The sequence below is a fragment of the Streptomyces sp. NPDC087859 genome, assembly GCF_044742595.1.
GTDB classification, from domain to species: domain Bacteria; phylum Actinomycetota; class Actinomycetes; order Streptomycetales; family Streptomycetaceae; genus Streptomyces; species Streptomyces canus_F.
Genome location: NZ_JBIUUU010000014.1, coordinates 1 through 26466 on the forward strand (window position 1 = coordinate 1; position 26466 = coordinate 26466).

Consider the following 26466-nt stretch of genomic DNA (forward strand, 5'->3'; position numbering starts at 1 on the left):
ATCACCGTCAACCGCAACGCCGTCCCCAACGACCCGCGTCCCCCGATGGTCACCTCGGGCCTGCGGATCGGCACCCCGGCGCTGGCGACGCGTGGCTTCACGGCCGAGGACTTCACCGAGGTCGCGGACGTGATCGCCTCGGCGCTGAAGCCGTCGTACGACGTCGAAGACCTGAAGGCCCGGGTCAAGGCGCTGGCCGACAAGCACCCGCTGTACCCCGGCCTGAACAAGTAGTTCCCTGGTGGGGGCACCCGATGACGTGTGCCCCCGCCCTTTCGCAAGGAGTTCCCGTGGCCATCTCGGTCTTCGACCTGTTCTCGATCGGCATCGGCCCGTCGAGCTCGCACACGGTCGGCCCGATGCGTGCGGCCCGTATGTTCGCCCGCCGTCTGCGCAACGAGGGCCTGCTGCCCGACGTCGCCTCGGTCCGCTCGGAGCTCTACGGCTCCCTGGGCGCGACCGGCCATGGCCACGGCACCCCCAAGGCGGTGCTGCTGGGACTCGAAGGAGCCTCTCCGCGCACGGTCGACGTGGAGGGGGCGGACGAGCGGGTGTCGGCGATCAAGGACACGGGGGTCCTGAATCTCCTCGGTGAGCGCGAGATCCCGTTCTCCTTCGACGACGACCTCGTCCTGCACCGGCGCAAGGCACTGCCGTACCACGCGAACGGCATGACGCTGTGGGCGTACGACGCGGCCGGTGCGGAGCTGTTGTCCAAGACCTACTACTCGGTCGGCGGCGGTTTCGTCGTCGACGAGGACGCGGTGGGCGAGGACCGGATCAAGCTGGACGACACCGTCCTGAAGTACTCCTTCCGTACGGGCGACGAACTGCTGCGCGTGACCCGGGAGACGGGTCTGTCGATCTCCGCGCTGATGCTGGAGAACGAGCGCGCCTGGCGCACCGAGGACGAGATCCGCGCCGGCCTGCTGGAGATCTGGCGGGTGATGCAGGCCTGCGTCTCGCGGGGCATGTCGCGGGAGGGCATCCTGCCGGGCGGGCTGCGGGTCAAGCGCCGCGCCGCCGTCACCGCACGCCAACTGCGGGCGGAGGGCGATCCGTTGGCGCACGCGATGGAGTGGATCACGCTCTACGCGATGGCGGTGAACGAGGAGAACGCGGCGGGCGGACGGGTCGTCACGGCCCCGACGAACGGCGCCGCCGGCATCATCCCCGCCGTCCTCCACTACTACATCAACTTCGTGCCGGGCGCCGACGAGGACGGGGTCGTGCGGTTCCTGCTGGCCGCGGGCGCGATCGGCATGCTCTTCAAGGAGAACGCCTCCATCTCCGGCGCCGAGGTCGGCTGCCAGGGCGAGGTCGGCTCCGCCTGCTCGATGGCCGCGGGCGCGCTCGCGGAGGTCCTCGGCGGCTCCCCGGAACAGGTCGAGAACGCCGCCGAGATCGGCATGGAACACAACCTCGGTCTGACCTGCGACCCCGTCGGCGGCCTCGTCCAGATCCCCTGCATCGAACGCAACGGCATGGCGGCGGTCAAGGCGGTCACCGCCGCGCGGATGGCGATGCGCGGGGACGGGTCGCACAAGGTGTCCCTGGACAAGGTCATCAAGACCATGAAGGAGACCGGGGCGGACATGTCGGTGAAGTACAAGGAGACCGCGCGGGGCGGGCTTGCCGTGAACATCATCGAGTGCTGAACTCCAGCCGAGCCTGACACCCGTCGTGCCTAGGGTATGGGGTACTCCAACTCCTGTCCCCCTACGGCATTTCGAGGAGTCCCCCATGCTGCGCGGCATCGATGTCAGCTCGTACCAGTCCTCCTCCTACGACACGGACGGCCTCTCCTTCGTCTTCATCAAGGCGACGGAGGGCCGCACGTACACCAACCCCAAACTCGCGGCCCAGACGAAGACGGCCCGCGACGCCGGCCTGGTCGTCGGCTACTACCACTTCCTGTGGCCGGGCAACCTCACCGCCCAGGCGGAGCACTTCGTCAGCAAGGCGCCGGAGCGGGCCGGCGAGATCCTCGCGGTGGACTGGGAGACGACCGGGGACGGGACGCACGCGACCAACGCGGAGAAGGACCGGTTCATACGGAAGCTGAAGGAGCTGCGGCCGAACAACAGGGTCGTCCTCTACTGCAACCGCAACTATTGGCTGGACATCGACAAGACTTCCTATGCCGGCGACGCCCTCTGGATCGCCGACTACGTGACCGCGGGCAAGCCCCGCATCAAGGCGAAGTGGCTCTTCCACCAGTACACCGACGATCCGGTGGACAAGAACGTCGCGGACTTCGCGAGCAAGGCCGCCCTACGGGCCTGGGCGGAGAACGCCTGAGCCCATTTATGCTGCTCGGCATGGGTGGGACAGTCGCTGCGGTCAGCAGCAATGGGACGTACTCGTTCACCAAGCCGAACCGGGACAGCATCACGCTGCTCGCCGGGCTCGGGGTGGAGGGGGATGTGCATGCCGGGGAGACGGTGAAGCATCGGTTCCGGATGGAGAAGGACGCCTCGCAGCCGAATCTGCGGCAGGTGCACCTCATCCATGAGGAGTTGTTCGAGGAGGTGCGGGGCGCCGGGTTCGAGGTGGGGGCCGGGGAGCTCGGGGAGAACGTCACCACCCGGGGGATCGATCTGCTCGGGCTGCCGGTCGGGGCTCGGCTGCATCTCGGGGCGCAGGCCGTCGTCGAGGTGACGGGGCTGCGGAATCCCTGTGCGCAGATCGACACCTTTCAGAAGGGGCTCATGAAGCAGGTCGTCGGGCGGGACGACGACGGCAAGGTGCGGTTCAGATCCGGGATCATGAGCGTCGTTCTCGAAGGCGGGGTCGTGCGGCCCGGGGATGCCATCAAGGTCGAGCTTCCCGACGGGCCGCACATGCCGCTGGAGATCGTCTGACGTCGGCCCGGGTCTAGCCGCGGAAGTCCGCCGGGCGCTCCGGGCTCGCCTCCGCCAGCGCCTTCGTGACCGCCTCGACGCCGTCCTGCAACCCGTACACCGGTGTGTCCGGCTGCTGGCGCCAGGAGTCGTCGAGGCCCCCCGCGTCGACCGTGTCGAAGCCGAGTTCGTCGATCAGGGCGCGGACCTTCGCCTTGGCCGCCGCGTCGTCGCCCGCGACCGGGAGTGCCTGGCGGTCGGGGGTGCCGGCCGGGCGGTGGCGGTCGAGGATGTCCTGGGCGTAGGTGCCGTTGAAGGCCTTGATGACGGGATGGCCGAGGTGCTGTTCCGTCCAGCGGCTCTCCGTGAGGCCCTCGTCCTCGATCGCGGCGATCCGGCCGTCGCGCTGCCGGGGGTAGTAATTGCCGGTGTCGATGACCGCGACCCCGTCCGCCGCCTCGGCGAAGAGGCCCGAGGGCAGGTCGGGGATCGCCTTCAGCGGGATCGTGACGACGACCACCTCCGCGCCGCGCGCCGCCTCCTCCACCGGGACGGGCGTCGCGCCCGTCTCCTTCGCCAGCTCCGTGAGCGTGTGCGGGCCGCGGGAGTTCGCGACGGACACCTCGTGTCCGAGCGCGGTGAGCCTACGGGTGAGGTTGCCGCCGATCTGTCCCGCGCCGATGATGCCGATCTTCATGACAGCCCTCTCGATGTCGATGCATGTGCATACGTCTGAGCAGGGCAACCGGGGAGGGCCGGAGGGTATTCCTGGCGGCCTCAGATCCGTACGACGATCTTCCCCGTGTGCCGGTTCGACTCCATCAACCGGTGGGCGTCCCGGATACGGTCCAGCCCGTCGAAGACCTCGGCCACCACCGGCCGGAACCCCCCGTCCGCCAGCCCCGCGTTCAGGAACGCCGTGGAGCGGCGGCGGCCCCCCGGTGTCGCGGTGAGGGTCATGTTGGCGTACGTGTGGATCGTGAACGGCCAGTTCCAGGGGATCTCGGCGGGGCGGCGGTCCAGCCAGCCGTAGACCAGGACCGTGCCGCCCTCCGCGAGCGCTTCGGCCAGCGGACGGAATCCGGGACCGCCGATCGCGTCGAAGATCACCTCGGCGCCCCGGCCGCCGGTGAGCCGCCTGACCTCCTTGGCCACCGTCTCGGCGTCACCCCCCGAGACGATCACCTCCGCCGCCCCCGCCTCCAGGAGCCCCTGCCGCTTCGCCTCCGTACGGGTCGTGACCAGCGGAATCGCGCCGATGCGCCGCGCGACCTGGATCGCCGCGGTGCCGACCCCGCTGGAGGCGCCCGTGATCAGGACGTGGTCGCCGGGCCGCAGGCCGGCCGTCTCCAGGAGGCCGCCGTACGCCGTCGTGTACGTCAGCCAGGACGCCGCCCCCGTGACGGCGTCCACGGAGGCGGGGCGGGGCACGACCGCGCTCTCGGGCAGCACGACCCGCTCCGCGTACACACCCTGTGCGCTCATCTCGATGCCGGGTCCGGTCGTCACCGGGTCGCCGACGGTGAGTTCGGTGACGCCCTCGCCGATCGCCTCGACGACGCCGGAGGCCTCGTAGCCGAGGCGGGAGGCGGGGAGGGCCGGCTGGTAGTAGTAGCTGCCCGAGCGGAAGAGGGCCTCGGCGCGGTTGAGGCCCAACGCCTCGACTCGCAGGGCGACTTGACCGGGGCCGGGCGCGGGGACGGTCACGTCCTCGATCTCGAGGACATCAGGTCCGCCGATTTCATGAAAGAGCACGGTACGTGCGGTAGTTGACATGGCGTCCACGCTAGGAGTCCGGGGCGAGACGCTCCATGTCCGTCGGTCTCCCTTTCCTGTCCGTACGTCTTCCTCCCTCAACTCCCGGCTACCGTTGGGGATATGGACGTACTCAGCGACGCGATCGCCGCGATGCGCGCCGGCCGGCCGCACTCGGGGCGCCGGGACAAGTACGCGCCCTGGGGGATGCGGATCGAGGACTCGGAGGGCGCCGGGTTCCATGTGGTGCTGCGGGGGTCGGCCTGGCTGATCCCCGGGGCGGGCGAGCCGGTGGCGCTGGGACCGGGGGACGTGGTGTTCCTGGCGCACGGGCGGGGGTACGCGCTGGCGAGCGGCCTGGACGTGGAGCCGGAGGTCGTACGGCTGAACCCGGACGGGAGCGTCCCCGAACCCCCCTCCCCCGCAAGGGAATCCACGACGCCTCCCGACACGGTCATGCTGTGCGGCGCCTACTGGCTGGACCGCAGCCGGGCCCACCCCCTGCTGTCCGAGCTGCCGGAGGTGGTGCATCTGCCCGCCGAAGTCGGCACCCACCGGTCGCTGCGGGCCGCGGTGGAGCTGCTGGGCGCGGAACTGGCGGAGCCGCGGCCGGGGTCGGACATCATCGTCCCCTCGCTCCTGGACACCCTGCTGCTCTACATCCTGCGTGCCTGGTGGCAGGGCGAGGCGCACAACGACGGGCACCCCACCGGCTGGGCCGCCGCGCTCGCGGACCCCGCGGTGGCGGCGGCGCTCCGGGCCATCCACTCCGCCCCGGACCGCCCCTGGACGGTGGAGGAACTCGGCGCCCACGGCGGCCTGTCCCGCGCGGCGTTCTCCCGGCGGTTCACGGCGCTCGTGGGGCGCCCGCCGCTGACGTATCTGACGTGGTGGCGCATGACGAAAGCCGGCCGACTGCTCCGCGAGGACGAGCTGCCCCTGCGTCTGGTCGCCCAACGCACCGGCTACACCTCGGAGTTCGCCTTCGCCAAGGCCTTCAAGAGGGAGTACGGGGTGGCGCCGGGGCAGTACCGGAGGAAGGCGTCCTGACCCCGTCCTGTCCCGCGAAGGGGTCCTCCAACTCCTCGCGCACCACCTCGGCCGCCACCTCCGCGTCCCCGTCCGCGATGGCCCGCACCATCGCCTCGTGCGCCTCGTCCGCCGTGTTGGGGTCGTGCGCGCGCAGGCCGGTCAGGGACAGGAGGTCGATGAGGCCCTGCCGCAGGACCGGTGTGAACTCCGCGAGCAGGTCTTCGAGCACGGGGTTGTGCGCGGCCGCCACCACGGCCGCGTGGAAGGCGATGTCCGCGTCGACGAACGCCGCGTCATCCGCGCCCGAAGCCATCCGGCGCGCGTCCAGCGCCGCCTCCAGCGCCGTCACGTCCTCGGGCGTGCGGCGGCGCGCGGCGAGACGGGCTGCGTGGACCTCGACCGCCATGCGGACCTCGTAGACGTCGGTGAGACCGGCGCGCCGCAGCCGGGTGGGCCAGTCCCGCGTCGGCCAGCGCGCGAAGCGCCTCGCGGACGGTCGAGCGGCCCACGTCCTCACCAGCGACCAGGTCGGCAAGTGCTTCGGCCTGCCGCTGGTCCTGGACCGGCACCAGGGCCGCTGGACCGTGCGCCGGGCATGACGAAGGGGGGCGCCCGAAGCCGGGCACCCCCCTTCCGTTCGGGTCACTTGCTCAGGTACGCCCAGAACTCGTCGAAGGACAGCACCTTGTCGCCGTTCAGGTCGCGTGTCTTGATGATCACCTCGGCGACCGATTCGGTGACGTTCCAGTCCCCTGCCTGGGCGAGGGCGGTCTTGAACTCGGCTGCGGTGATGAAGCCGTCACCATCCGTGTCGATCCGTTCGAAATGCTTGCGTGCCTCGTCGATGTCCGCCACCGAGCCGCCCCTTTTTCGTCGTTCCTTGCCGTCTTGCTGACGGAGGCCAGATTATCCGGCGCTCCGAGCGCGCAGAGCGGCGACCACCCACGCGAACTCCTCCTCGTACGACGGCTGGGGTTCGAGCCCGTTCACGACGGCCGACAGCTCGCGGTACCGGGCGAGCCGCAGGTTCGTTCCCGCCTCGAGACGCTTGAGCACCTCGGCCCGGTCGGCGTCCCCGAGGAGACCGGCCAGCAGCTCGTCCGCCTCCGGCGCCTCGGGGGCGATCCCGCGCCGCCGCGCGTCCCCTGCCAGCTGGACGAGCCGGCTCATGAACCACAGGGACGTCCCGGCGGGGACATCGGGCCCCCGGTCCGCCGCGTTGAACTCGATCGCCCTGCGCATCAGCGCCCGGAACTCCGGGTCCTGAATGAGTTCGGCCAGCTCCACCCAGGCGTCCACCTGCTCGGGGCTGGGATCGTCCGGCAGGTTGGCGGCGCCGGCGAACCGCAGCCGGGTGCGGATGTCGGGATCCGCCGTGTCGAGCCCTTCGAAGATCTCCGCCATGAAGTCCTCGACGATCCTGCGCCGCTCTGCGGCGGACAGCCGCGCCAGCTTGTTCATCAGTGTCATCTCCTCCGCGGTCGACCCGCGTCGCGAAACGGTCGACAGCACCGCCCGGGTCACCCTCAGCGAGCGGATCTGCGCGTCCAGCGCCACCACATGTGCCGCCGCGACCTCCGCCACCGTCCGCTCCCCGTCCAGCACCGCGCGCACGTCCACCAGGCCGAGGCCCAGCTCGCGCAGCGTGCGGATCAGTTCGAGGCGGGCGACGGACTCCGCGTCGTAGAGGCGGTAGCCGCCGTCCGAGCGGGTCACGGGCGCGAGCACGCCCTCGTCGGACCAGTAGCGGATGGTCCGGACGGTCAGGCCGGTGGCCCGCGCCAGCTCGCCGATGGTGAAAAGCCCGGTGCCGTCGTCGATCATGTCTGGGAGTCTGGGCCTTCCAGTGGGTGGAGACTCAAGGAGCGGGTGCGGTGGAGACTCTTCGGGACATTCTCGACGCGGCCGCCCTCGGCGTCTTCCCGCCGCCGGACGGCCGTACGACCGTCGTGCCGCAGGCCTCCGCCCGGGACGCGGGCGTGCTCGCCTTCACCGCGCACTCCGTCGTCTTCACGGACGAGGACCCGCGGTGGGTGTACGACACGCTGGCGGCTCTGGAGTGCGATCCATTGGCCGCGACGATGAACCCGGCTTTCCTGGCGGCGTTCATGGCGCGGACGGGGCGTACGGCCGAGACCATCGACGCGATGTTCGTCGGCTCGCCCCTGCCCGGGGAACCTCCGCTCGCGCTGGCGGAGATCACCGACGCAGATCATCCGCGCATCACGTACGCCCGGGGGCGCCGCGACGATGTTCGGGCCTGGACGACCGACGGCGGGGTGCTGGTGGCCGGGCGCGGGATCGGTGGCCGGCTGGAGGTCTCGCTGGAGGTGGACGAGGACGTACGGCACCGGGGGCTGGGGCGTCTGCTCCTGACCGCCGCCCGGCAGCTCGTCGAGGAGCCGCTGTGGGCCCAGGTCGCCCCGGGGAACGCCCGCAGCACACGGGCGTTCCAGGCGGCGGGCTACCGTCCCGTCGGCGCGGAGGCACTGCTGCTCAGTGCCAGGCCTCGAAGTGCGGGTTGCTCTGACAGCCGCTCATGATCTCGGTCTTGGTCGTCTTGTTCACCGGGCAGACCCCGACGATGTACTTCCGCTGGATACCGCCGGGGAAGGCGACCTCGACCTGGTCGGCCCACTTGTGGGTGTCACCGATGGTCTTGTTCACGTCCACGCCGCCGGGGGCGTCGATGTAGTAGTTGTAGCCCGACTTCCACCACGTCTTGTACAGGTCGTGGTCGTACGTCGTGGAGACGTACGGGGAGGGCTGGTTGACCAGGACGTACTTCTCGATGTCGTACTGGCCGTCGATGACGTCCCTGGGCTTGAAGCCCTCCGCGAAGACGATCTCGGGGCCGCGGCCGTCGCTGCGGTAGAGCGTGCCGCAGGACTTGCGCCAGACCGGGTCCGGGGTGATGCGGTCGACCTCGACGCGCTTGTCGACGGCCGCCTTGATCGGGTCGTCGAACTGGACGGGGCAGTCGCGGGGGGCGGGGGCCTTCGCGGGGGCGGCGGCCGCCGTGGTCGCGAAGACGGCGGCGAGGGACAGGACGGCGGCAGCGGCCCGCCGCCGCAGCTGGGTTGTGATCATGGGCTGCACAATTCCGGTTCTGCGACGGCGGGTTGTGGATCATCACTCGTTCGGGGGCGTGTCAACCGACCCGGTGTCAGCGGAAGATGCCGGTGTGGCCGAGCGAGTACCGCCCCGGCTGCGGGTACACCGCGAGCCCGTGCGGGCCGCTGCCCACCGGGATCCGGGCGAGCTGCTCACCGGTGCGGGTGTCGATGGCGTACACCTCGGCGTCGTAACGCCCCGACAGCCACAGGACTTTGCCGTCCGCCGATACGCCGCCCATGTCGGGGCTGGCGCCGTCGGACAGGTGCCACTTCCTGGTGACCTTGTTCTGCGCGAAGTCCCAGACGGAGACGGTGCCTTCGCCGCGGTTGGAGACGTACATCTCGCGGGAGTCACGGCTGACGTACAGCCCGTGGGTGCCCTTGCCCGTGGGCAGCAGCTTCGGCTTGCCGAACGTGTCGCCGTCGAGGACCCACATGCCGTCGGCCATCATGTCGGCGACGTAGAACCGCTTGCCGTCGGGCGAGATCTTCACGTCCTGCGGCATGGCTCCCTTGAAGGGGAGTTTCTGCTGCCCGACGACCTTCATCTTCTCGGTGTCGACCTTGAGCAGTTCGCCGCTGAACTCGCAGGAGACGATGAAGTACCTGCCGTCGAGGGAGAAGTCGGCGTGGTTGACGCCGTAGCAGCTGACCGGTTCGGTCTTGACCCGCTTCATGGTGTGCGGGTCGCGGAAGACGAGTTCGCGGTCGAGGGAGGCCATCACGACGGCGTACTTGCCGTTGGGTGTGAAGTAAAGGTTGTAGGGGTCGTGCACCTCGACCGGCTTGCCCGCCTTCCCCGTCCTCGGGTCGACGGGGGTGAGCGTGTGGCCGCGGTTGTTGTTCACCCAGAGGGTCTTCATGTCCCAGGAGGGGACGACGTGTTGGGGCTGGCGGCCGACGCGGAGGGTCTCGATGATCCGGTACGTCTTCGGGTCGATGACGGAGACCGTGTCGGACTCGGTGTTGGGGACGTAGACCCGGGACGGGAAGTCCTTGACCACCGGGGAGAGCTTGCCCGGGCGGTCGGCGGCGTACACGTCCCGCGGGTCGAGGACGGGCGGCATGCCGGGCAGTCCCTGGACGGGCTTCTTCTTGGGCGGGGCGGGGACGGCGGCGGCCTTGGTGGTGCGGTGTCGTTCTTCGGAGGGGGCGTCGTTCCGGGTGTCGGTGCCGCAGGCGGCGAGGGCGGCGAGTACGGCGCCCGCGACAAGGGTGCGCTGGACGAGGTGGGTGCGGTGCATCAGCTGAACAGCTCCGTGGTGGTCACGGCGGCCAGGCCGCGGCGGTCGAGTTCTTCCAGTACGGCGGGGAGGGCGGCGACCGTGTCGGCGTACCCGAAGTGCAGGCTCACCACGGACCCGTTGCGGATCTCGCCGAGGACCTTGCGGGTGACGGCGGGGGCGCCGGGCGAGGTGAAGTCGAGGGAGTCGACGTCGTACGACAGGACGTGCGGGTAGCCGGCGTCACGGGCCAGCCGCTCGACGAGCGGTGCGGCACGCGCGGCGCGCGAGGGCCGGAACCAGCTCCCGATCGAGCCGGTGAGCCGCCTCAGCCGCTCGGCACAGCCGTCGATCTCGGCCCGGGCCTCGGCCTCGGACATGTCGTTGACGCCGAGGTGGTGCAGGGTGTGGTTGCCGAGGTCGTGGCCGCCGTCGAGGATGCGGCGAGCGATCTCCGGGTGCTCGTCGAGCCAGGTGCCGACGGCGAGGACGGTGATGCGGGCCCCGGCCCGTTCTGCCTCGCGGAGCAGGGCGCGGGCGGTGGCGGGGTCGCCGTTGCCGTGGAAGGTGAGGGCCACGCGGGGGTGGGTGCGGGGGCCGTGGGTGAGTTGGGCGGGGAGGCCGGGGAAGCGGCGGGGGGCGGGTGGCGGCTTGGCCGGTGCGCGGGAGGGGACGGGGTGGGCGACGGCACCGCTGGTGGCACACCCGGTGGTGAGGACGAGCCCGGCGCTGGCACGCAGCACGGTCCGACGATCGGTCGTGGTCACCCGGACCATTTAAGGGGGTTACCTGTAGATATCGGTCGATTCACCCACCTAGGGGCGCGGGGCTGTGACATCGGCGGCTCCGCCGCGGGGCGCGACACGCCACGACGCGCCCGCGGCCGGACAACTACCGGTCAGCGACCCGCATCTCGAACCACGTGGTCTTCCCGCGAGGCAGCAGATCGACGCCCCACCGGTCGGACAGCTTGTCCACGAGGAAAAGTCCCCGCCCGCTGATGTCCATCTCCTGCACCGGCATCAGACAGGGCAATCCGCGGGAGGGATCACGCACCTCGATCCGGATCCACCCACGGCGACGCCGCATCCGGAGCCCGAAGACCCGGGCCCCCGTATGACGGACCGCGTTGCCCACGAGCTCGGAGACGAGGAGCACCGCGTCCTCGGTCATCTTGGGGGTGAGCCCCCACTGGCGCAGGACCACGACTTGGGTCAGCCGGCGGGCCGCGGCGGCGGACTCGGGGCGCGAGGGGAGCGGAACCTCCGCCTCCGTCGGGTTGCCGAACAACTCCAGCACCTTGAGCGCGTGTTCGTCCTCGACCGTCGGCGACCAGCGCGCCGCGGTCGCACGGCCGTGTCCCCGCGGCTGTTCGACACCCTCCAGCCCCGCCATGCCCCCATCATGGCCGCACCCGGCGCCCTCCGGGGCCGTCTCTACGGAATACGCCCCCTGGAATCCATCATTCCGCTGGTTTCGATCGACATATGCCAATGGCATTTCAGAGTCTGAAGCAACCCCTCTGACCTGCGACGAAGAATCGGCTGACGGCAATCGACGGCTCCCTCGACAAGACAGGCTTAAGGTTGCGTTAAGGCTCCCATAAACCGCCCCATCGAGGGACCCGGATCAGACGCCCCGTCAACAGCAAGTGGTTCAGGCCAGTTTCCGCAGGAGATTCCTCACAGGAACTTGGCCTTGCCAGGGCCCTCCTCGACGAAGCTGCGCATCCCGGTCTCGCGGTCGGCGGTGGCGAACAGGCCCGCGAACCAGTTCCGTTCGACGGTCAGCCCGGTGTCGATGTCGGTCTCCAGCCCGGTGTCGATGGACTCCTTCGCGGCGCGCAGCGCGATCGCCGGACCCTGCGCGAGCCGCGCCGCCCAGGCGTGCGCCTCGGTGTACACGTCGGCGGCCGGGACAACCCGGTCCACCAGGCCCAGCTTCTCGGCCTCGTCGGCCCTGACCATCCGGCCGGTGAAGATGAGGTCCTTCGCCTTGGACGGGCCGATGAGGCGGGCGAGACGCTGGGTGCCGCCGGCGCCAGGGATCAGACCGAGGAGGATCTCGGGCTGGCCCAGCTTGGCGTTGTCGGCGGCGATACGGAAGTCCGCGCACAGCGCCAGTTCGCAGCCGCCGCCCAGGGCGTAACCGGTGACGGCCGCGACGACCGGCTTGGGAATGCGGGCCACCGCCGTGAAGGAGTCCTGGAGCGCGCGGGCGCGCAGGATCATCGCCGCGTGATCCATGGCCTGCATCTCCTTGATGTCCGCGCCCGCCGCGAACACCTTCTCCCCGCCGTAGATCACCACGGCACGCACGTCCTCGCGGCGCGTGGCCTCCTCGGCGAGCTCCTTGAGCCGGTCCTGGACGGCGATGTCCAGCGCGTTCATGGGCGGGCGGTCGAGACGGATCGTGCCGACGCCGTCGGCCACTTCGAGAGTCACGGTCATGAGGGAAGGTTAACGGCCACTAACGGCAGCGGCCCCGGTGCGATGTCTCACACCGGGGCCCCTCGTCGTCGTAGGAGCTACGCCTTCCACTTCTCCCAGGAGAGGTTCCAGCCGTTGAGGCCGTTGGCCGGGTCGACCGTCGGGTCGGTGGAGTTCTTCACCGTCACCACATCACCGGGCATCGAGTTGTTGAAGAACCACGCGGCCGGCACCGAGCTGTCGTAGCCGCCGCGGACATCGCGCAGACCGATGCAGCCGTGGCTGGCGTTGTAGTTGCCGAAGGCGCCGCCGCCCCAGTAGTTGCCGTGCACGAAGGTGCCGGAGTCGGTCAGCCGCATGGCGTGCGGGACGTCCTTGATGTCGTACTCGCCGTCGTAGCCGACGGTGTCGCCGTTCATCCGGGTCACCGTGAACTTCTCGCTGATGACCATCTGGCCGTTCCAGGTGGCGTAGCCGGGCTTGCCGGTGGTGACCGGGATGGTCTTGAAGAGCTTGCCGTCCCGCATGACCTTCATCGTGTGCTTCTTGGCGTCCACGATGGAGACCTGGCTGCGGCCGACGGTGAAGGAGACGGTCTTGGACTGCTTGCCGTAGACGCCGTCGCGGCCCTCGACGCCGTCCAGGTTCAGCTCGACGGTGACCTTGGTGCCGGCCTTCCAGTATTCCTCGGGGCGGAAGTCCAGCCGGTCGTTGCCGAACCAGTGACCCGCGACCTCGACGGCCGGCTCGGTCTTGACGGTGATGGCCTTCTCGACGTCCTCGGGCTTGGTGATGCCCCGGGTGAAGCGGATGGAGAAGGGCATTCCGACGCCGACCTTGGAGCCGTCCTCGGGCGTGAAGGTGCCGATGAAGGTGTTCTGCGGCGTCAGCGTGGTGAAGCTGGAGTCCTCGGCGGCCTCACGGCCCTCGGAGTCCTTCGCGACCGCGTGCACCGTGTACTTGGTGGCGGCGGCCAGATGGCTGGACGGCGCCCAGGAGGCGCCGTCGGCGGATATCGCGCCGCCGATCTTCTCGCCCTTGGAGTCCTTGACCTCGACCGTGGTCAGCTTGCCCTTGTCGGCGCCGATCTTCAGAGCCCCGCTGGTCTCGACGGACTTGGCACCGTCCTTGGGGGCGATGGAGACGACCGCCACGGACTGCTTGCTCTGCGCGGTGTCCGCGTCCTTGCCCTTGCCGGAGCCGGGCTTGGCGTCCGAGTCCCCGCCGCCTCCCCCGCACGCGGTGACGGCGGTCAGCACGACCCCCAGCAGCAGCGCGGCCATCCGCTTACGGCCACGCCCGCGTGCGTCAACCGACGCCCCCGATATCGGTCGCACGTTCAAGATCTTTTCTCCCCTCGCCGGGCCCGGTCCCAGGCCCGCAACCCCTGCGCGTCCCGCGCGTCCGGCGATATTAACCGCAAGATCAGGCCCGTCGGCGGGGTGCGATTGTCACCGTTCGGTCCCAACTGCGCCCGCTCGACCGGGGCCCGACCCCGCCCCCCACCTGGCTACTTCACCGCGCTGCCCGCCTTCCACTCCTTCCAGCCCATATTCCACCCTCCGAGGCCGTTGTCAGGAGCGACCTTTTTGTCATTGCTGTGGACGACCTCCACGACGTCCCCGATGAGGCTGCGGTCGAAGAACCAGCCCGCCGGGGTGTCCGAACCGCCCCCCTTCACGTCCCTCAGGCCCACACATCCGTGGCTGACATTGACCTTGCCGGGGGCGTCCGGCGCCCAGTAGTTGCCGTGCAGGAAGGTGCCGGAGTCGGTCAGGCGCATGGCGTGCGGGACGTCCGGGATGTCGTACTCGCCGCCGAAGCCGACTGTGCGGCTGTTCATCCGGGTGACCTCGAGCATCTCGGAGACGACCATCCGGCCGTTGTACGTCGTCGTCCTCGGGGCGCCCGCCGTGATCGGCACGGTCGCGAGCAGCTCGCCGTCGCGCCGCACCTGCATGGTGTGCTTCGCCGCGTCGACCAGGGAGACCTGGCTGCGGCCGACGGTGAAGGAGAACGTCTTGTACTGCAACCCGTAGACGCCGGGCGCCCCTTCGACGTCCCGCAGCCGCAGCCCGACGGTGACCTGGGTGCCGGGCTTCCAGTAGCGCTCGGGACGGAAGTCGAGGCGGCCCTTGCCGAACCAGTGCGGGCGGATCTCGACGGGCGGCTCGGACGTGACGTGGACGGCGCGTTCGACGGCGGTCCGGTTCTCGATCTCCCGGTTGAACTCCAGGGAGACGATCATTCCGGTGCCGACCGTGGAGCGGTTCTCGGGGCTGACGTATCCGATGAAGCGCTCGTCGGGGACGTACGTGGTGAAGGTGGTGTGCCGGGCGGAGCGGCGCCCGTGCCCGTCCAGCGCCACCACGTCGACGGTGTACCTGGCGGCGAGCGCGAGCCTCCCCTCGTCGGGTTCCCAGCGCAGGCCGTCGTCGGAGATGTGCCCGGACACCGGGGTGTCCTGCGCGTCCTGCGACTTGACGACCTCGACCGACTCCAGCCGTCCGCTGGGTACGCGGACGAGGAATCTGGTGTCCTGCCGGACGCCTTTGCTGCCGTCGTCGGGCAGGACGCGGATGACGTCCTCGGGTGCGGGGGGCTTGCCCAGCCCGCCGAGATCGATCCCTCCCGTGGATCCGGAAGTGCAGCCGGCCAGCAGTCCGGCCCATGTCAGTACGGCGGCCAGTGCGGCCCCTGCGCGCCGAGCGCGCCCTTGTACGTGCCTCACATCGCACCCAACGACGCGGCCCGCCCTGGGGAAACGTGAGTGCGAGCCCGGCTCTGGGCAGAACAGTGGGGAGGACGACGCGACGGGGAACAGCGGTCGGGACGCCGTGCGCCCTTTTTGACGTCGTTCCATGAGCCGTGGGAGGCCCCAGGTGTCCAGCGCAGCCGAGCAGAAGGCGGTGGCCGAGGAGCAGCTGCCGGCTGCCGTCGTCAATGGCACACGGCATGCCGCGCCGCCGCCGGTCCCCGTGTGGCCGGGTGCGCCGACGCCGCTCGGAGCGCGGTTCCGGGTGGGTCCCGACGGCGTCGCGGGCACCAACTTCGCGCTGTGGGCGGGCGGCGCCGAGGGGGTCGAGCTGTGCCTCTTCGACGAGCGGGGCAAGGAGACACGGGCGCGGCTGACCGAGCTGACGCACGAGATCTGGCACGGCTTCGTGCCGGGCGTGATGCCCGGGCAGCGGTACGGCTATCGGGTGCACGGCCGCTGGGACCCGTGGACCGGCGGCCGCTGGAACCCGGCGAAGCTGCTTCTGGACCCGTACGCGCGCGCGGTGGACGGCGACTTCAGTCTGCCGCCCGAGGTGTACGGGCATGTCCGCGACTGGCCGCAGCAGCAGGTCGCCGACACCGTGCGCGACGAACGGGACTCGGCGCCGTACGTCCCCAAGGGGGTCGTCGTCCACGACGACGACGAGTGGGAGGACGACCGCCGTCCGAAGACACCGTGGGCGGACTCCGTCATCTACGAACTGCACGTCCGGGGCTTCACGAAGCTGCACCCGGGGATACCCGAGGAACTGCGCGGCACCTACGCCGGGTTGGCGCACCCGGCGGCCATAGAACACCTGGTGAAGCTGGGCGTCACGGCAGTGGAGCTGCTCCCCGTGCACCAGTTCGCCCACGAGGACCACCTGCTGCGGCGAGGCCTCAAGAACTACTGGGGCTACAACTCCATCGGCTACTTCGCCCCGCACGCCACCTACGCCGCCTCCGGTACGACCGGCCAGCAGGTCGGCGAGTTCAAGCGCATGGTGCGCGCCCTGCACGCGGCCGGGATCGAGGTCATCCTCGACGTGGTCTACAACCACACCGCGGAGGCGGGCGAGCTGGGCCCGACGCTGTCGCTGAAGGGCATCGACAACCGGGGCTACTACAGGCTGCAGTCGGACGCGCGCAGGTACGCCGACTACACGGGCTGCGGCAACACCCTGCATGTGGTGCAGCCGCATGTCCTGCGTCTCATCACCGACTCCCTGCGCTACTGGGTGACGGAGATGGGCGTCGACGGCTTCCGCTTCGACCTCGCCGCCGCGCTGGCCCGGTCCATGCACGACGTCGACATGCTGTCCCCGTTCCTCGCGGTGATCGCCCAGGACCCGGTGCTGCGGCGCGTGAAGCTGATCGCCGAACCGTGGGACGTGGGGTCGGGCGGCTACCAGGTCGGCGCCTTCCCTCCGCTGTGGACGGAGTGGAACGACCGGTACCGCAACGCCGTACGGGACTTCTGGCGGGGCGCGCTGCCGGACGTGCGGGATCTCGGCTACCGCCTGTCGGGGTCCAGCGATCTCTACGCCTGGGGCGGCCGACGCCCGTACGCCTCGGTCAACTTCGTGACCGCGCACGACGGTTTCACGCTGCGGGACATGGTGTCGTACGAACGCAAGCACAACGAGGCGAACGGCGAGGGCAACCGGGACGGTTCGGACGACAACCGGTCGTGGAACTGCGGGGCGGAGGGGGAGACCGACGACGAGCGGGTACGGGGGCTCAGGCGCCGTCAGCTGCGGAACCTGCTGACGACGCTGCTGCTGTCGACGGGGGTGCCGATGCTGGTCGCGGGCGACGAGCTGGGGCGCACCCAGCGCGGCAACAACAACGCGTACTGCCAGGACAACGAGATCAGCTGGCTGGACTGGGAGCTGCTGGAACAGCCGGGCTGGAAGGCCCTGTTCGACCTGACGTCGAGGCTCATCGCACTGCGCCACCAGCACCCGGTCCTGCGCCGCCGGGCGTTCTTCTCCGGACGGGCGCACTCCGCGGACGGGCTGCGGGACCTGGCCTGGTTCACGGCGCGGGGCACGGAGATGACGGAACGGGACTGGTACGCGCCGGCGCCCACACTCGGCATGTATCTGTCCGGCCGCGACATCCCCGGACGCGACGAGCGGGGCGCCCCGATCGTCGACGACAGCTTCCTCGCCGTCCTGCACGCCGGGGACCGCCCGGCGAGCTTCGTCCTGCCGGGCCCGCCGTGGGCGGAACGGTACGAGGTGGTGATCGACACGGCCCGGGAGGCGCAGGCGGAGGAGCCGGGGGTGGTGCATCGGGCGGGGGCGGCGATCACGGTGCCGGCTCGGGCGGTGTTGCTGCTGAAGGTGGTGGGGTAGGCCCTGTTCGCGACGCGCCCCGGCTTCACCGCTCCGGCCGGCCCGCTCCGCCCAGCCCGACCTCGTCTGAGACCGGTTGGCTCAGGCAACGTTTCAGGTCCATGAACTCCCCGTCGGATTTCTGGCCATGGGGCGGGGTCGGTTGATCCACTGAGGCACATGCCCGAGATATCCCGCCGTGCCTTCGGTGGCCTCGTCGGTGGCGGTGCCGTGACCGCCGTCGCCGCTGCGGCCGCCACCGCCGAGGCCGCTGAGAACGCCGCCCCCGCCGAGCGCCCCTTCCGGGCCCGCCCCGCCGCCTCCTCCGGCAGGCGCCCCAACATCCTGGTCATCCTCGGTGACGACCTCGGCTGGGCCGACCTGTCCTCCTACGGCGCCCCGCACATCAGGACGCCACACCTGGACCGGCTGGCCCGGCAGGGGGTGCGGTTCACCGACGCGTACTCGGGGTCGGCCACCTGCTCGCCGACCCGGTTCAGCCTCTACACGGGACGCTATCCGGGACGTACCCCGGGCGGGCTCGCCGAGCCGATCGGGAACCGGACGCAGGGGCTGGACCCGAACCACCCCACGCTCGCCTCCCTGCTGAAGAAGGCCGGTTACGCCACCGCCCTCATCGGCAAGTGGCACTGCGGATGGCTGCCGGACTACAGCCCCACCAAGTCCGGCTGGGACGAGTTCTTCGGCAACCACGGCGGCGTGCTGGAGTACTTCTCCAAGCTCGGCCAGCTCGGCGAGTACGACCTGTACGAGGGCGACGCCACCTACAAGGACCTGCGCTACTACACCGAGGTCCTGACCGAGCGGGCGGTCGAGTACGTCGGCCGGGACCACGACAGGCCCTGGCTGCTGAACCTCAACTTCACCACTCCGCACTGGCCGTGGCTCGCGGAGGGCGACGAGGAGACGGGCGCCGGGATCGAGGCGAAGATCCGCGCCGCGAAGACGCAGGCCGAGGTCGTCGCCGCGCTCAACCACTTCGACGGCGGCTCGGTCGAGAAGTACAAGGAGATGGTGGAGAGCCTGGACTCCGCCGTCGGCGAGGTGCTCGACGCGCTGCGCCGCTCCGGACAGGAGGAGAACACCCTCGTCCTCTTCGCCAGCGACAACGGCGGTGAGCGCTACTCCTACAACTGGCCGCTCAGCGGCGAGAAGTTCGTGCTGCTCGAGGGCGGTATCCGCGTCCCGACGATCGTGCGCTGGCCCGCCCGCGTCGACGGCCGCCAGGTCAGCCACGAACCCAACTTCTCCCCCGACTGGACGGCGACCCTGCTGGAGGTCGGCGGCGCGCGCCCCGACCCGGCGTACCCGCTGGACGGCACCAGCCTCGCCGGATACCTGCTCAAGGGTGAGGAGCTGCCCGAGCGGGACCTGTTCTGGCGGGTGCGGGCCAACCGGGCACTGCGGCGCGGGGACTGGAAGTACTACCAGGACGCCGACAGGACCGACCACCTCTACAACCTGGCCGCCGACTCCCGCGAGCAGGCCGATCTGGCGCCGGACGAGCCCGAGTTGCTCGCCGAGCTGAAGGCGTCCTGGGAGAAGACCGCCGGCACCCTGCTGCCGTACCCGGACTAGCCGAGGATCCCTCGCTGGTACGCCGTCGCCACCGCGGCCGCCCGGTCCTTGACGCCCAACTTGGCGTACAGGTGGGTGAGATGGGTCTTCACGGTCGCCTCGCTGATGAACAGTTCACGGGCGATCTCCCGGTTCGACGTGCCCCTGGCGACCAGGGCCAGCACCTCGCGCTCGCGCGCGGAGAGCGGCTCGTTGCCGGGGGCGCGCACGGCCGAGACCAGACGGGAGGCGACGGCCGGGGAGAGGACCGTACGGCCGTCCGCCGCCGCGCGGACGGCCGTGAACAGTTCGTCGCGCGGGGCGTCCTTGAGCAGATAGCCCGTCGCGCCCGCCTCGATCGCGGGCAGGGTGTCCGAGTCCGTGTCGTACGTGGTGAGGACGAGGACTTTCGCGCGGGCGGCCCGGCGGGTCAGTTCCCGGATGGCGTCGACTCCCCCGCCGCCCGGCATGCGCAGGTCCATCAGGATCACGTCGGGGTCGAGCGCGGCGGCCCGCGCCAGGGCCTCGACACCGTTCGACGCCTCGCCGAGGACGGTGAATCCGGGGGCGTTCTCGAACATGCCGCGCAGACCGTCCCGTACGACGGGATGGTCGTCGACGATCAGCAGCGAGATGTCACGCGTCATGGCGGACCAACGGTACGCGAGCCGACAGTGCCGTGCCGTGGCCCGGCTCGGACTCCACGGCGAGGGAGCCGGCGATGCGTTCGGCGCGGGCGCGCATACCGTCGAGCCCGAAGCCGCCGGCGCGGGTGCGTGCGGGGACGGCGAGGGGGTCGAAGCCCTGGCCGTCGTCGCGGATGTCGAGGATCACCTCGTCGCCCAGGAAGCTGAGGGTCACCCCGACACGGGTGGCCCGCGCATGGCGGGCGGCGTTCGACAGGGCCTCCTGGACGATCCTCAGCAGGGTGGCCGCGACCTCCTCGTGCAGCTGCTCGGCCCGCCCGGTCACGGTGAACTCGGCGCGCACGCCGGTGCGTTCACCCCATTCGGCGACCGTCTTCTTCAGTGCCTCCGGCAGCCCGGCGTCCTGAAGCGCCACCGGGGCGAGGTTGTGGACCGAGCGGCGGGCCTCGCCGAGGCTGTGCCGGGCCAGGTCGGAGGCGCGGGCCAGATGGGTGCGGGCGACGTCCAGGTCGGGGGCGTTCGCGACGACCTGGAGCTGGGCGATGATGCCGGTCAGGCCCTGGGCGATGGTGTCGTGGATCTCGGCGGCGAGCCGCCGGCGCTCGTCGGCGACGCCCGCTTCCCGTGCCTGGACGAGGAGTTGGGCGTGAAGGGCGGCGTTCTCGTCGAGCGCCTGCTGCAACGCCGTGTTGGTGCGTTCGAGTTCGGTGATGGTGACGGCCCGGTCGCGGGAGCGCTCCTCCTGCTGCTGGGTGAGATGGCCGGCCAGCCCCAGAAGAGCGGTGTTCGTGCACAGCATCACACCGAACAGCGGCCATTGGACGATGCTGCGGAACGGCAGCCCGCCGGCCTGTGTGCCCGCCACGACGACGGCGGTGGCGAAGAGGCCGAACCGCTGCCGCCAGAGGCCGGGGATCGTCTCGTCGCTGTCGAAGTAGCCACAGGCCGCGTAGAACCCGAAGAACGGGTTGATCCAGGTGAGACCGAAGGAGATCGCCCAGCGCAGGCCGAAGTAGACGGTTCCGCGACGGGACGGGGTCCGGCGGCCGCGGCGAGGGCCGTGCCACAGCTGGAGCAGCACCGCGGCGAGCACCAGAGCCCCGGCCCAGTACCACTCCGCGGCGGTCCCCATGAGGCCGCTGGAGACGACCGCGAGGATGGTGGAGACGAGGAGCAGCCCGTAGACGCCCCAGGAATGGAACTGGTCCTGACGGTGCTCCAGCTGCTGGTCCGTCGCGGTCATCTCCCCAGTCTGCACGGCCGTTCCCCTACTCCCAGCGGAACCAGCGCCGCGCGGCGGCCGTGAGCAGCACCGTCCAGACGACGAGGACACCGAGGTGGGTCCAGCCCGGCCAGTCGCCGCCCGCGGCCCGGTTCAGGGCCTCGGCCGCCGCGCCGAACGGGGTGTACCCGACGATCCGGGCGAGGACGTCCGGCATGGTCTGCACCGGCGCCCACACCCCCGCGCAGAACATCGACGGGAAGAACACGGCCGACCCGATGGCACCGGCGATCTTCGTCGTCCGGGACAGCGCGGAGATCACCGCGCCGAGCGCGAGGGCTCCCAAAACGGCCAGGGCCAGGGCGAGCAGATATCCGGGGAGCTGCTCGGGCAGTCGTACGTCGAAGGCGAGCCGCCCGACGGCGAGGGCGAGCAGCGCGGACGCCAGGGCGGCACCGCCGTGGACCAGCATCTGTGCGGAGAGCAGGGCGGACGGCCGGACCGGGGTCGTGGACATACGGCGCAGGATGCCGCGCTCGCGGTAGCCGGTGAGGGTCTGCGGCATGGCCTGGACGCCGCCCACGATCAGGCCGAGGAGCACGGCCACGGGGACGTAGACGTCGATGGTCCGCAGGCCGCCGAGGCCGGCCTCGTGGTCGTGGAAGGCCGGGATCGAGCCGAGGATCACCAGCAGCAGGGTCGGGAAGAGCAGGATCCAGAAGAGGGCGCCGGGTTCGCGGCGGAAGAGCCGGAGCTCGGTCCTGAGGACGGCGGTGTTCATGCCGCTGCCTCCTTGGCCTCGGTGAGGTCGAGGAACGCGTCGTCCAACGTGGCGTCGGTGACGCGGAGTTGATGAGCCGTGATGTGGGTGCGGGCCAGCAGCGTGATGACGGCGTTGACCGTCTCGTCGGTGCCGGCGAGCGTGACGCGGCTGTCCCGGTGCTGGACCGACGCGAGCCCGGGCAGGGCGTTCAGGTCACGGTCGTCGAGGGGGACGGACGGTGTGAAGCTGATGACGGTGGCGCCCGCCGAGCGGCGGATCAGTCCGGCCGGGGTGTCCAGGGCGGCGATCCGGCCCTTGTCGATCACTGCGATCCGGTCGCACAGCCGCTGCGCCTCCTCCATGAAGTGCGTGACCAGCAGGACGGTGACACCGCTCGCGCGGACCTCCTCGATGAGCTCCCAGGTGTCGCGGCGGGCGCGGGGATCGAGGCCCGTGGTCAGCTCGTCGAGGACGACGACCCTGGGGTCGCCGATGAGGGCGAGCGCGATGAACAGGCGCTGCTTCTGACCGCCGGACAGCTTGCCGAACCGGGTGGTCAGCTTTCCGGTCAGGCCGAGGCGCTCGGCGAGGGGGCGCCAGTCGGCGGGCCTCTCGTGGAACGCGGCGTACAGCTCCAGGGCCTCGCGCACGGTCAGCTTGGGCTGGAGCTCGCTCTGCTGGAGCTGGGCGCCGAGGACGCGGGCGACCCGCTCGTGGTCGGCGATCGGGTCGAGGCCGGTGACGCGGACGCGGCCGGCGTCGGGGACGCGCAGGCCCTCGACGCACTCGACGGTGGTGGTCTTGCCGGCTCCGTTCGGGCCGAGGACGCCGAAGATCTCGCCTTCCTCGACGGCGAAGGAGACACCGTCCACGGCGGGCCGGCCGCCGTAGGACTTGCGCAGTTCGGTGACTTCGATGACGGACATGGCATCAGCGTCGCGGTCGGCGGGCGGTGCGCACATCGGCCGTCACGCTCGAGGGGACATCAGCCGATCGGTTGACGCGGGGGTACGACCGGGCCGTGCGGCCGGTCGAACGCGCAGGTCGTAGGTCCAGCGGCCGATTCGGGTCCGGCCAAAACTCGGTGGGCGTCGTCAGTGCCGATTTGTAGGCTCACTGCTGATGCCCTCGACACGTGCCACCACCAAGGAACACTCCGCCGTCCGTACCCTGCTGCGCCTGTGGCCGTACGTCAGGCCCGTCCGCGCGCGGCTGCTCGGCGCCGCGGCGGTGGCGATCCTCGCGTCCTGTACGGGACTGGTGATCCCGCTCGTCCTGAAGTGGATGGTGGACGGACCGGTCGCCGACCAGAATCCGGCGGGCGTGTGGCTCGGCGCGCTGTTCCTGCTGCTGCTCGGGCTCGGGGAGGCCTTGCTGTTCGGGCTGCGGCGGTGGCTGGTGGCGCGGCCGCTGTCCCATGTCGAGGCGGAGATGCGGGCGGCTCTGTACGGGCATCTGCAACGGCTGCCGGTGTCGTTCCACGACCGGTGGGCCTCGGGGCAGCTGCTGTCGCGCGGCACCACCGACCTGATGCTGGTGCGGATGTTCCTGGCGTTCCCGCTGACGTTCCTGCTGGTCAACGCGGTGACGATCCTCGTCGGCGTGATCATCATGCTGCTCCAGGACTGGACGCTCGGGCTGGTGATCCTGGGGCCCGCCCTGCCCGTGATCGTCACGTGTGTGCTCTTCGAGCGGCGGTACTTCCATGTGGCGCGGCTCGCCCAGGACCAGGTCGGCGATCTGACGACGGTCGTCGAGGAGAGCGTGCTCGGCATCCGCATCATCAAGGGCTTCGGACGGCACCGGAGCCAGGCGCGGGCGTTCCGTGAACTGTCGCGGACCCTGCGCGGGACGGAGCTGCGCAAGGCCCGGCTGCTCGCGTCGATCTGGGGTGTCATCGTGACGCTGCCGGAGATCGCCATCGGGGCCGCGCTGGTGCTGGGGTCGGTGCAGGTGGCCGACGGGGACCTGTCGGCGGGGACCCTGGTCGCCTTCCTGTCCACGGCTCTGGCGCTGCGGTGGCCCATCGACTCGATCGGCTTCCTGCTGGCGATCAGCCAGGATGCGGCGAGCGCGACGGAACGGTACTTCGAGGTGATGGACGAAGTACCGGAGGACGCGACGGTCGGCGTGACCGACGGCGACCGGGAGGACAGCGGGCTGCGGTTCGACGGTGTCGTCTTCCGGTACCCCGACGCGCCTCTGGACTCCCCTCCTGTCCTCGACCGCATAGACCTCCACATACGCCCCGGCGAGTCCATGGCCCTCGTCGGCGCCACCGGCAGCGGCAAGACCACCCTCACCGCGCTCGTTCCCCGGCTCCACGAGACGACCTCGGGGCGGATCACGCTGGACGGTGAGGACATCACCGCGATGTCCCGCGAGGAGCTGCGTTCGCTCGTCGCCGTGGCCTTCGAGGAACCCACCCTCTTCTCCGCGAGCGTCGGCGAGAACGTGCTGATGGGCGCCGAGGAAGGGGACCTCGACCGGGCCCTCGCCGTCGCCCAGGCCGACTTCGTGCACGCCCTGCCCCACGGCACCGACACCCAGGTCGGGGAACAGGGCCTCAGCCTCTCCGGCGGCCAGCGCCAACGCCTCGCTCTCGCGAGGGCGGTGGTCGGGCAGCCCCGGTTCCTCGTCCTCGACGACCCCCTGTCCGCACTGGACGTGCACACCGAGGCCGCCGTGGAGGCCGCGCTGCGGGAGGTGCTCGCCGAGACCACCGCGCTCATCGTGGCGCACCGGCCCTCGACCGTGCTGCTCGCCGACCGGGTCGCCCTGCTGTCACAGGGCCGGATCACCGCCGTGGGCACCCACCACGAACTGCTGCGCACGAACGCCGAGTACGCCCACCTCATGGCGGGGTCCGGGGAGACGGGGGAGGACCGATGACGGCGCCGACGAAGGCCGCGCCCACCACCGCCGACGAGGAACCGGACGGCCACAAGGCCGCCGGCGGCGGTGATCCCTTCGACCGCGACGTCCTGCCCACACCGCCCCGCGCGACCTCGAACCTCCTGCGCTCCCTGCTCGCGCCGATGAAGGCCCGCGCCCTCGGTGCCGCGTTTCTGCTGCTGCTCCAGCAGGCGGCGGTGCAGGCGGGCCCGCTGCTGGTGGCGTACGCGATCGACAGCGCCGTCCCGGCGTTCCGCGAGGACCGCCACGGCCCGCTGATCGCCGTGGGCGTCGGCTATCTGCTGTGTGCGCTGGCCGCGGGCGCGCTTCAGTACGTGTTCATCCTCGCCTCGGCGCGGGTCAACCAGGATGTGCTCCTCGACCTGCGCGGCCGTATCTTCCGCCATGCGCAGGCTCTCAGCGTCGACTTCCACGAGCGCTACACCTCGGGCCGGCTCATCTCCCGCTCCACGGCGGACGTCGAGTCGCTGCGCGAGCTCCTGAGCGAGGGGCTCCAGGAGCTGGTGACGGTCGTCCTGTCCTTCGTCTACATCTCGGCGCTGCTGCTCTGGCTGGATCTGGGCCTCGGCGCGGTGGCGGTGGCGTCGTTCGTGCCGCTCCATCTCCTCATACGGATCTACCAGCGGCGCGCGGGAGAGGTGTACACCCGGCGGTCCACCGCGATCGCCGCCGTGATCGTGAAGTTCGTCGAGACGATGAACGGCATCCGCCCGGTGCGCGCGTTCCGCCGCGAGGCGGCCAACGACGCCGACTTCGCCGTGCTCAACCAGCGGCACGAGCGCACCAACGGCGACGCGCTCATCGAGATGGCCCGCTATGTGGTCGGCTCCCGGCTGGTCGCCAACACGGCCGTCGCGCTGATCGTGCTGTGGGGCGCCTACCGGGTGGCGGGCGGCACGCTGGAACTCGGTGTGCTGGCCGCGGCGGTGCTGTACCTGCGGCGGCTGTACGACCCGATCGACCGGCTCGGCATGTTCCTCAACTCCTACCAGTCGGCGGCGGCCTCACTGGAGAAGATCGCGGGCCTGCTCGCGCAGACGCCGTCGGTGCCGGAGCCGTCCGAGCCCCGGCAGCTTCCGCCCCTGGAGTCCGAGCACCCCGGCCGCGAGGTCGTCTTCGACGGCGTCCGCTTCGCCTACCGCACCGGCGGCGAGGTCCTGCCCCGCTTCGACCTCACCCTCCCCGCCGGGCAGACGGTCGCGGTGGTCGGCTCCACCGGTGCCGGCAAGTCCACGCTGGCCAAGCTCCTCGCCCGCTTCTACGACCCCTCCGAGGGCCGCGTCCTGCTCGACGGGGTCGATCTGCGCGAGCTGACCGTGCCCGAACTGCGGCGCGGGGTCGTCATGGTGACGCAGGAGGCCTTCCTGTTCTCCGGCACGGTCGCCGACAACATCGCCATCGGACGCCCGGACGCCACCCGCGAGGACATCGAGCGGGCCGCGAAGGCGATCGGCGCCCATGAGTTCATCAGCGCCCTGCCCGACGGCTACGACACGGACGTACGCAAGCGGGGCGGCCGCATCTCCGCCGGCCAGCGCCAACTCGTCGCGTTCGCGCGGGCGTTGCTCGCGGACCCGGCGGTGCTCATCCTGGACGAGGCGACCAGCTCGCTGGACATCCCGGGCGAACGGGCCGTGCAGCGGGCGATGTCGACGGTCCTGCACGGCCGTACGGCGGTGGTGATCGCCCACCGTCTCTCGACGGTCGAGATCGCGGACCGGGTGCTGGTGATGGAGCACGGCCGGATCGTCGAGGACGGCCCGCCGGACGAACTCATCGCGGGGACCGGCAGGTTCGCGGATCTGCACCGGGCGTGGCGGGACAGTCTGGCGTAGGGAATCGGGGG

24 protein-coding genes and 2 pseudogenes are annotated in these 26466 nt (G+C 70.8%); 10 read left to right on the forward strand and 16 right to left on the reverse strand.

Annotated elements, in window-relative coordinates; all coding sequences use genetic code 11:
* From ACIOHP_RS31755 to ACIOHP_RS31770, 4 genes and pseudogenes are all read left to right on the forward strand, one after another.
* Positions 1 to 234 (forward strand): annotated as a pseudogene (locus ACIOHP_RS31755) (serine hydroxymethyltransferase); the annotation flags it as partial.
* A 56-nt stretch (positions 235 to 290) separates the two neighbouring features.
* Positions 291 to 1658 (forward strand): L-serine ammonia-lyase, encoded by a 1368-nt coding sequence (locus ACIOHP_RS31760; protein ID WP_401892951.1) that lies wholly within the window; start codon positions 291 to 293, stop codon positions 1656 to 1658.
* An 85-nt stretch (positions 1659 to 1743) separates the two neighbouring features.
* The gene (locus tag ACIOHP_RS31765) at positions 1744 to 2301 is read left to right on the forward strand and encodes a glycoside hydrolase family 25 protein (RefSeq protein WP_361497405.1); all 558 of its coding nucleotides are present in this window, start codon (positions 1744 to 1746) and stop codon (positions 2299 to 2301) included.
* 20 nt (positions 2302 to 2321) lie between these two features.
* A complete protein-coding gene (locus ACIOHP_RS31770) occupies positions 2322 to 2864 on the forward strand; it encodes an MOSC domain-containing protein (RefSeq protein WP_401892955.1) in 543 nt (180 codons plus the stop codon).
* Between the two features lie 13 nt (positions 2865 to 2877).
* Here ACIOHP_RS31770 and ACIOHP_RS31775 read toward each other — a convergent pair whose 3' ends face one another.
* Both ACIOHP_RS31775 and ACIOHP_RS31780 read right to left on the reverse strand, forming a co-directional pair.
* Entirely contained in the window at positions 2878 to 3555 is a 678-nt protein-coding gene (locus ACIOHP_RS31775) for an NADPH-dependent F420 reductase (RefSeq protein WP_401893305.1), read from the reverse strand.
* A gap of 65 nt (positions 3556 to 3620) precedes the next feature.
* Complete coding sequence (locus tag ACIOHP_RS31780; protein WP_401892958.1) at positions 3621 to 4619, reverse strand: zinc-dependent alcohol dehydrogenase family protein; 999 nt, start codon at positions 4617 to 4619, stop codon at positions 3621 to 3623.
* Positions 4620 to 4721: 102 nt separating this feature from the next.
* Between ACIOHP_RS31780 and ACIOHP_RS31785 the strand changes: the two genes are divergently transcribed.
* The gene (locus tag ACIOHP_RS31785) at positions 4722 to 5648 is read left to right on the forward strand and encodes an AraC family transcriptional regulator (RefSeq protein WP_401892961.1); all 927 of its coding nucleotides are present in this window, start codon (positions 4722 to 4724) and stop codon (positions 5646 to 5648) included.
* Here the strand turns inward: ACIOHP_RS31785 and ACIOHP_RS31790 are convergent.
* From ACIOHP_RS31790 to ACIOHP_RS31800, 3 genes and pseudogenes are all read right to left on the reverse strand, one after another.
* Positions 5596 to 6199 (reverse strand): annotated as a pseudogene (locus ACIOHP_RS31790) (FadR/GntR family transcriptional regulator). The gene ACIOHP_RS31785 and the pseudogene ACIOHP_RS31790 sit on opposite strands and share 53 nt — an antisense overlap.
* 73 nt (positions 6200 to 6272) lie before the next feature.
* Positions 6273 to 6485, reverse strand: coding sequence for an EF-hand domain-containing protein (locus ACIOHP_RS31795; protein ID WP_307025624.1), 213 nt, complete (start codon positions 6483 to 6485; stop codon positions 6273 to 6275).
* A gap of 51 nt (positions 6486 to 6536) precedes the next feature.
* Positions 6537 to 7454, reverse strand: a complete 918-nt coding sequence (locus ACIOHP_RS31800) for a MerR family transcriptional regulator (protein WP_401892964.1) — start codon at positions 7452 to 7454, stop codon at positions 6537 to 6539.
* Between the two features lie 50 nt (positions 7455 to 7504).
* Here ACIOHP_RS31800 and ACIOHP_RS31805 point away from each other — a divergent pair, with 50 nt between their 5' ends.
* A complete protein-coding gene (locus tag ACIOHP_RS31805) occupies positions 7505 to 8173 on the forward strand; it encodes a GNAT family N-acetyltransferase (protein WP_361560003.1) in 669 nt (222 codons plus the stop codon).
* Here ACIOHP_RS31805 and ACIOHP_RS31810 read toward each other — a convergent pair.
* The 7 genes from ACIOHP_RS31810 to ACIOHP_RS31840 all read right to left on the reverse strand — a co-directional run bounded on the left by ACIOHP_RS31810 (position 8127) and on the right by ACIOHP_RS31840 (position 15129).
* Complete coding sequence (locus ACIOHP_RS31810) at positions 8127 to 8720, reverse strand: ADP-ribosyltransferase (RefSeq protein WP_401892968.1); 594 nt, start codon at positions 8718 to 8720, stop codon at positions 8127 to 8129. The genes ACIOHP_RS31805 and ACIOHP_RS31810 overlap by 47 nt on opposite strands.
* Before the next feature lie 76 nt (positions 8721 to 8796).
* Positions 8797 to 9990: a YncE family protein gene (locus ACIOHP_RS31815; RefSeq protein ID WP_401892971.1), complete on the reverse strand. Its 1194-nt coding sequence runs from the start codon at positions 9988 to 9990 to the stop codon at positions 8797 to 8799.
* The gene (locus ACIOHP_RS31820) at positions 9990 to 10745 is read right to left on the reverse strand and encodes a polysaccharide deacetylase family protein (protein ID WP_401892974.1); all 756 of its coding nucleotides are present in this window, start codon (positions 10743 to 10745) and stop codon (positions 9990 to 9992) included. Before ACIOHP_RS31820 ends, ACIOHP_RS31815 begins: the two co-directional genes overlap by 1 nt.
* Positions 10746 to 10860: 115 nt before the next feature.
* Positions 10861 to 11364, reverse strand: a complete 504-nt coding sequence (locus ACIOHP_RS31825; protein WP_401892977.1) for an ATP-binding protein — start codon at positions 11362 to 11364, stop codon at positions 10861 to 10863.
* 287 nt (positions 11365 to 11651) lie between these two features.
* Positions 11652 to 12419 carry an enoyl-CoA hydratase/isomerase family protein gene (locus ACIOHP_RS31830; protein ID WP_401892980.1) on the reverse strand — a complete coding sequence of 256 codons (768 nt, stop codon included), beginning with the start codon at positions 12417 to 12419 and terminating at the stop codon, positions 11652 to 11654.
* A gap of 77 nt (positions 12420 to 12496) precedes the next feature.
* Positions 12497 to 13681 carry an Ig-like domain-containing protein gene (locus tag ACIOHP_RS31835; protein ID WP_401892983.1) on the reverse strand — a complete coding sequence of 395 codons (1185 nt, stop codon included), beginning with the start codon at positions 13679 to 13681 and terminating at the stop codon, positions 12497 to 12499.
* A 227-nt stretch (positions 13682 to 13908) separates the two neighbouring features.
* Entirely contained in the window at positions 13909 to 15129 is a 1221-nt protein-coding gene (locus ACIOHP_RS31840) for an Ig-like domain-containing protein (protein ID WP_401892986.1), read from the reverse strand.
* Between the two features lie 151 nt (positions 15130 to 15280).
* Here ACIOHP_RS31840 and glgX point away from each other — a divergent pair, with 151 nt between their 5' ends.
* Positions 15281 to 17515: a glycogen debranching protein GlgX gene (glgX, locus tag ACIOHP_RS31845; protein WP_401892988.1), complete on the forward strand. Its 2235-nt coding sequence runs from the start codon at positions 15281 to 15283 to the stop codon at positions 17513 to 17515.
* A 159-nt stretch (positions 17516 to 17674) separates the two neighbouring features.
* Positions 17675 to 19093, forward strand: a complete 1419-nt coding sequence (locus ACIOHP_RS31850) for a sulfatase (protein ID WP_401892991.1) — start codon at positions 17675 to 17677, stop codon at positions 19091 to 19093.
* On the opposite strand, the gene ACIOHP_RS31855 is transcribed toward ACIOHP_RS31850, so the two are convergent.
* The 4 genes from ACIOHP_RS31855 to ACIOHP_RS31870 are packed head-to-tail and all read right to left on the reverse strand — an operon-like array spanning position 19090 to position 22630.
* Entirely contained in the window at positions 19090 to 19719 is a 630-nt protein-coding gene (locus ACIOHP_RS31855) for a response regulator (protein ID WP_401892994.1), read from the reverse strand. The genes ACIOHP_RS31850 and ACIOHP_RS31855 overlap by 4 nt on opposite strands.
* Positions 19709 to 20962, reverse strand: coding sequence for a sensor histidine kinase (locus ACIOHP_RS31860; protein ID WP_401892997.1), 1254 nt, complete (start codon positions 20960 to 20962; stop codon positions 19709 to 19711). The genes ACIOHP_RS31855 and ACIOHP_RS31860 overlap by 11 nt, the downstream gene beginning before the upstream one ends.
* Before the next feature lie 25 nt (positions 20963 to 20987).
* Positions 20988 to 21722: an ABC transporter permease gene (locus tag ACIOHP_RS31865; protein WP_401893000.1), complete on the reverse strand. Its 735-nt coding sequence runs from the start codon at positions 21720 to 21722 to the stop codon at positions 20988 to 20990.
* Positions 21719 to 22630, reverse strand: a complete 912-nt coding sequence (locus tag ACIOHP_RS31870) for an ABC transporter ATP-binding protein (RefSeq protein WP_401893003.1) — start codon at positions 22628 to 22630, stop codon at positions 21719 to 21721. The genes ACIOHP_RS31865 and ACIOHP_RS31870 overlap by 4 nt, the downstream gene beginning before the upstream one ends.
* Before the next feature lie 196 nt (positions 22631 to 22826).
* On the opposite strand from ACIOHP_RS31870, the gene ACIOHP_RS31875 reads away from it, so the two are divergent.
* Both ACIOHP_RS31875 and ACIOHP_RS31880 read left to right on the forward strand, forming a co-directional pair.
* Positions 22827 to 24596 carry an ABC transporter ATP-binding protein gene (locus ACIOHP_RS31875; protein ID WP_401893005.1) on the forward strand — a complete coding sequence of 590 codons (1770 nt, stop codon included), beginning with the start codon at positions 22827 to 22829 and terminating at the stop codon, positions 24594 to 24596.
* The gene (locus tag ACIOHP_RS31880) at positions 24593 to 26455 is read left to right on the forward strand and encodes an ABC transporter ATP-binding protein (RefSeq protein WP_401893007.1); all 1863 of its coding nucleotides are present in this window, start codon (positions 24593 to 24595) and stop codon (positions 26453 to 26455) included. Before ACIOHP_RS31875 ends, ACIOHP_RS31880 begins: the two co-directional genes overlap by 4 nt.
* Positions 26456 to 26466: the final 11 nt, after the last annotated feature.

Bases quoted from the DNA above. Each gene is read 5' to 3' on its own strand.
- ACIOHP_RS31880 (WP_401893007.1), top strand. From the start codon at position 24,593: ATGACGGCGCCGACGAAGGCCGCGCCCACCACCGCCGACGAGGAACCG.
- ACIOHP_RS31785 (WP_401892961.1), top strand. From the start codon at position 4,722: ATGGACGTACTCAGCGACGCGATCGCCGCGATGCGCGCCGGCCGGCCG.
- ACIOHP_RS31780 (WP_401892958.1), bottom strand. From the start codon at position 4,619: ATGTCAACTACCGCACGTACCGTGCTCTTTCATGAAATCGGCGGACCT.
- ACIOHP_RS31830 (WP_401892980.1), bottom strand. From the start codon at position 12,419: ATGACCGTGACTCTCGAAGTGGCCGACGGCGTCGGCACGATCCGTCTC.
- ACIOHP_RS31825 (WP_401892977.1), bottom strand. From the start codon at position 11,364: ATGGCGGGGCTGGAGGGTGTCGAACAGCCGCGGGGACACGGCCGTGCG.
- ACIOHP_RS31770 (WP_401892955.1), top strand. From the start codon at position 2,322: ATGGGTGGGACAGTCGCTGCGGTCAGCAGCAATGGGACGTACTCGTTC.
- ACIOHP_RS31865 (WP_401893000.1), bottom strand. From the start codon at position 21,722: ATGAACACCGCCGTCCTCAGGACCGAGCTCCGGCTCTTCCGCCGCGAA.
- ACIOHP_RS31815 (WP_401892971.1), bottom strand. From the start codon at position 9,990: ATGCACCGCACCCACCTCGTCCAGCGCACCCTTGTCGCGGGCGCCGTA.
- ACIOHP_RS31810 (WP_401892968.1), bottom strand. From the start codon at position 8,720: ATGATCACAACCCAGCTGCGGCGGCGGGCCGCTGCCGCCGTCCTGTCC.
- ACIOHP_RS31855 (WP_401892994.1), bottom strand. From the start codon at position 19,719: ATGACGCGTGACATCTCGCTGCTGATCGTCGACGACCATCCCGTCGTA.
- ACIOHP_RS31850 (WP_401892991.1), top strand. From the start codon at position 17,675: ATGCCCGAGATATCCCGCCGTGCCTTCGGTGGCCTCGTCGGTGGCGGT.
- ACIOHP_RS31860 (WP_401892997.1), bottom strand. From the start codon at position 20,962: ATGACCGCGACGGACCAGCAGCTGGAGCACCGTCAGGACCAGTTCCAT.
- ACIOHP_RS31820 (WP_401892974.1), bottom strand. From the start codon at position 10,745: ATGGTCCGGGTGACCACGACCGATCGTCGGACCGTGCTGCGTGCCAGC.
- ACIOHP_RS31765 (WP_361497405.1), top strand. From the start codon at position 1,744: ATGCTGCGCGGCATCGATGTCAGCTCGTACCAGTCCTCCTCCTACGAC.
- ACIOHP_RS31870 (WP_401893003.1), bottom strand. From the start codon at position 22,630: ATGTCCGTCATCGAAGTCACCGAACTGCGCAAGTCCTACGGCGGCCGG.
- ACIOHP_RS31835 (WP_401892983.1), bottom strand. From the start codon at position 13,681: ATGGCCGCGCTGCTGCTGGGGGTCGTGCTGACCGCCGTCACCGCGTGC.
- ACIOHP_RS31800 (WP_401892964.1), bottom strand. From the start codon at position 7,454: ATGATCGACGACGGCACCGGGCTTTTCACCATCGGCGAGCTGGCGCGG.
- ACIOHP_RS31875 (WP_401893005.1), top strand. From the start codon at position 22,827: ATGCCCTCGACACGTGCCACCACCAAGGAACACTCCGCCGTCCGTACC.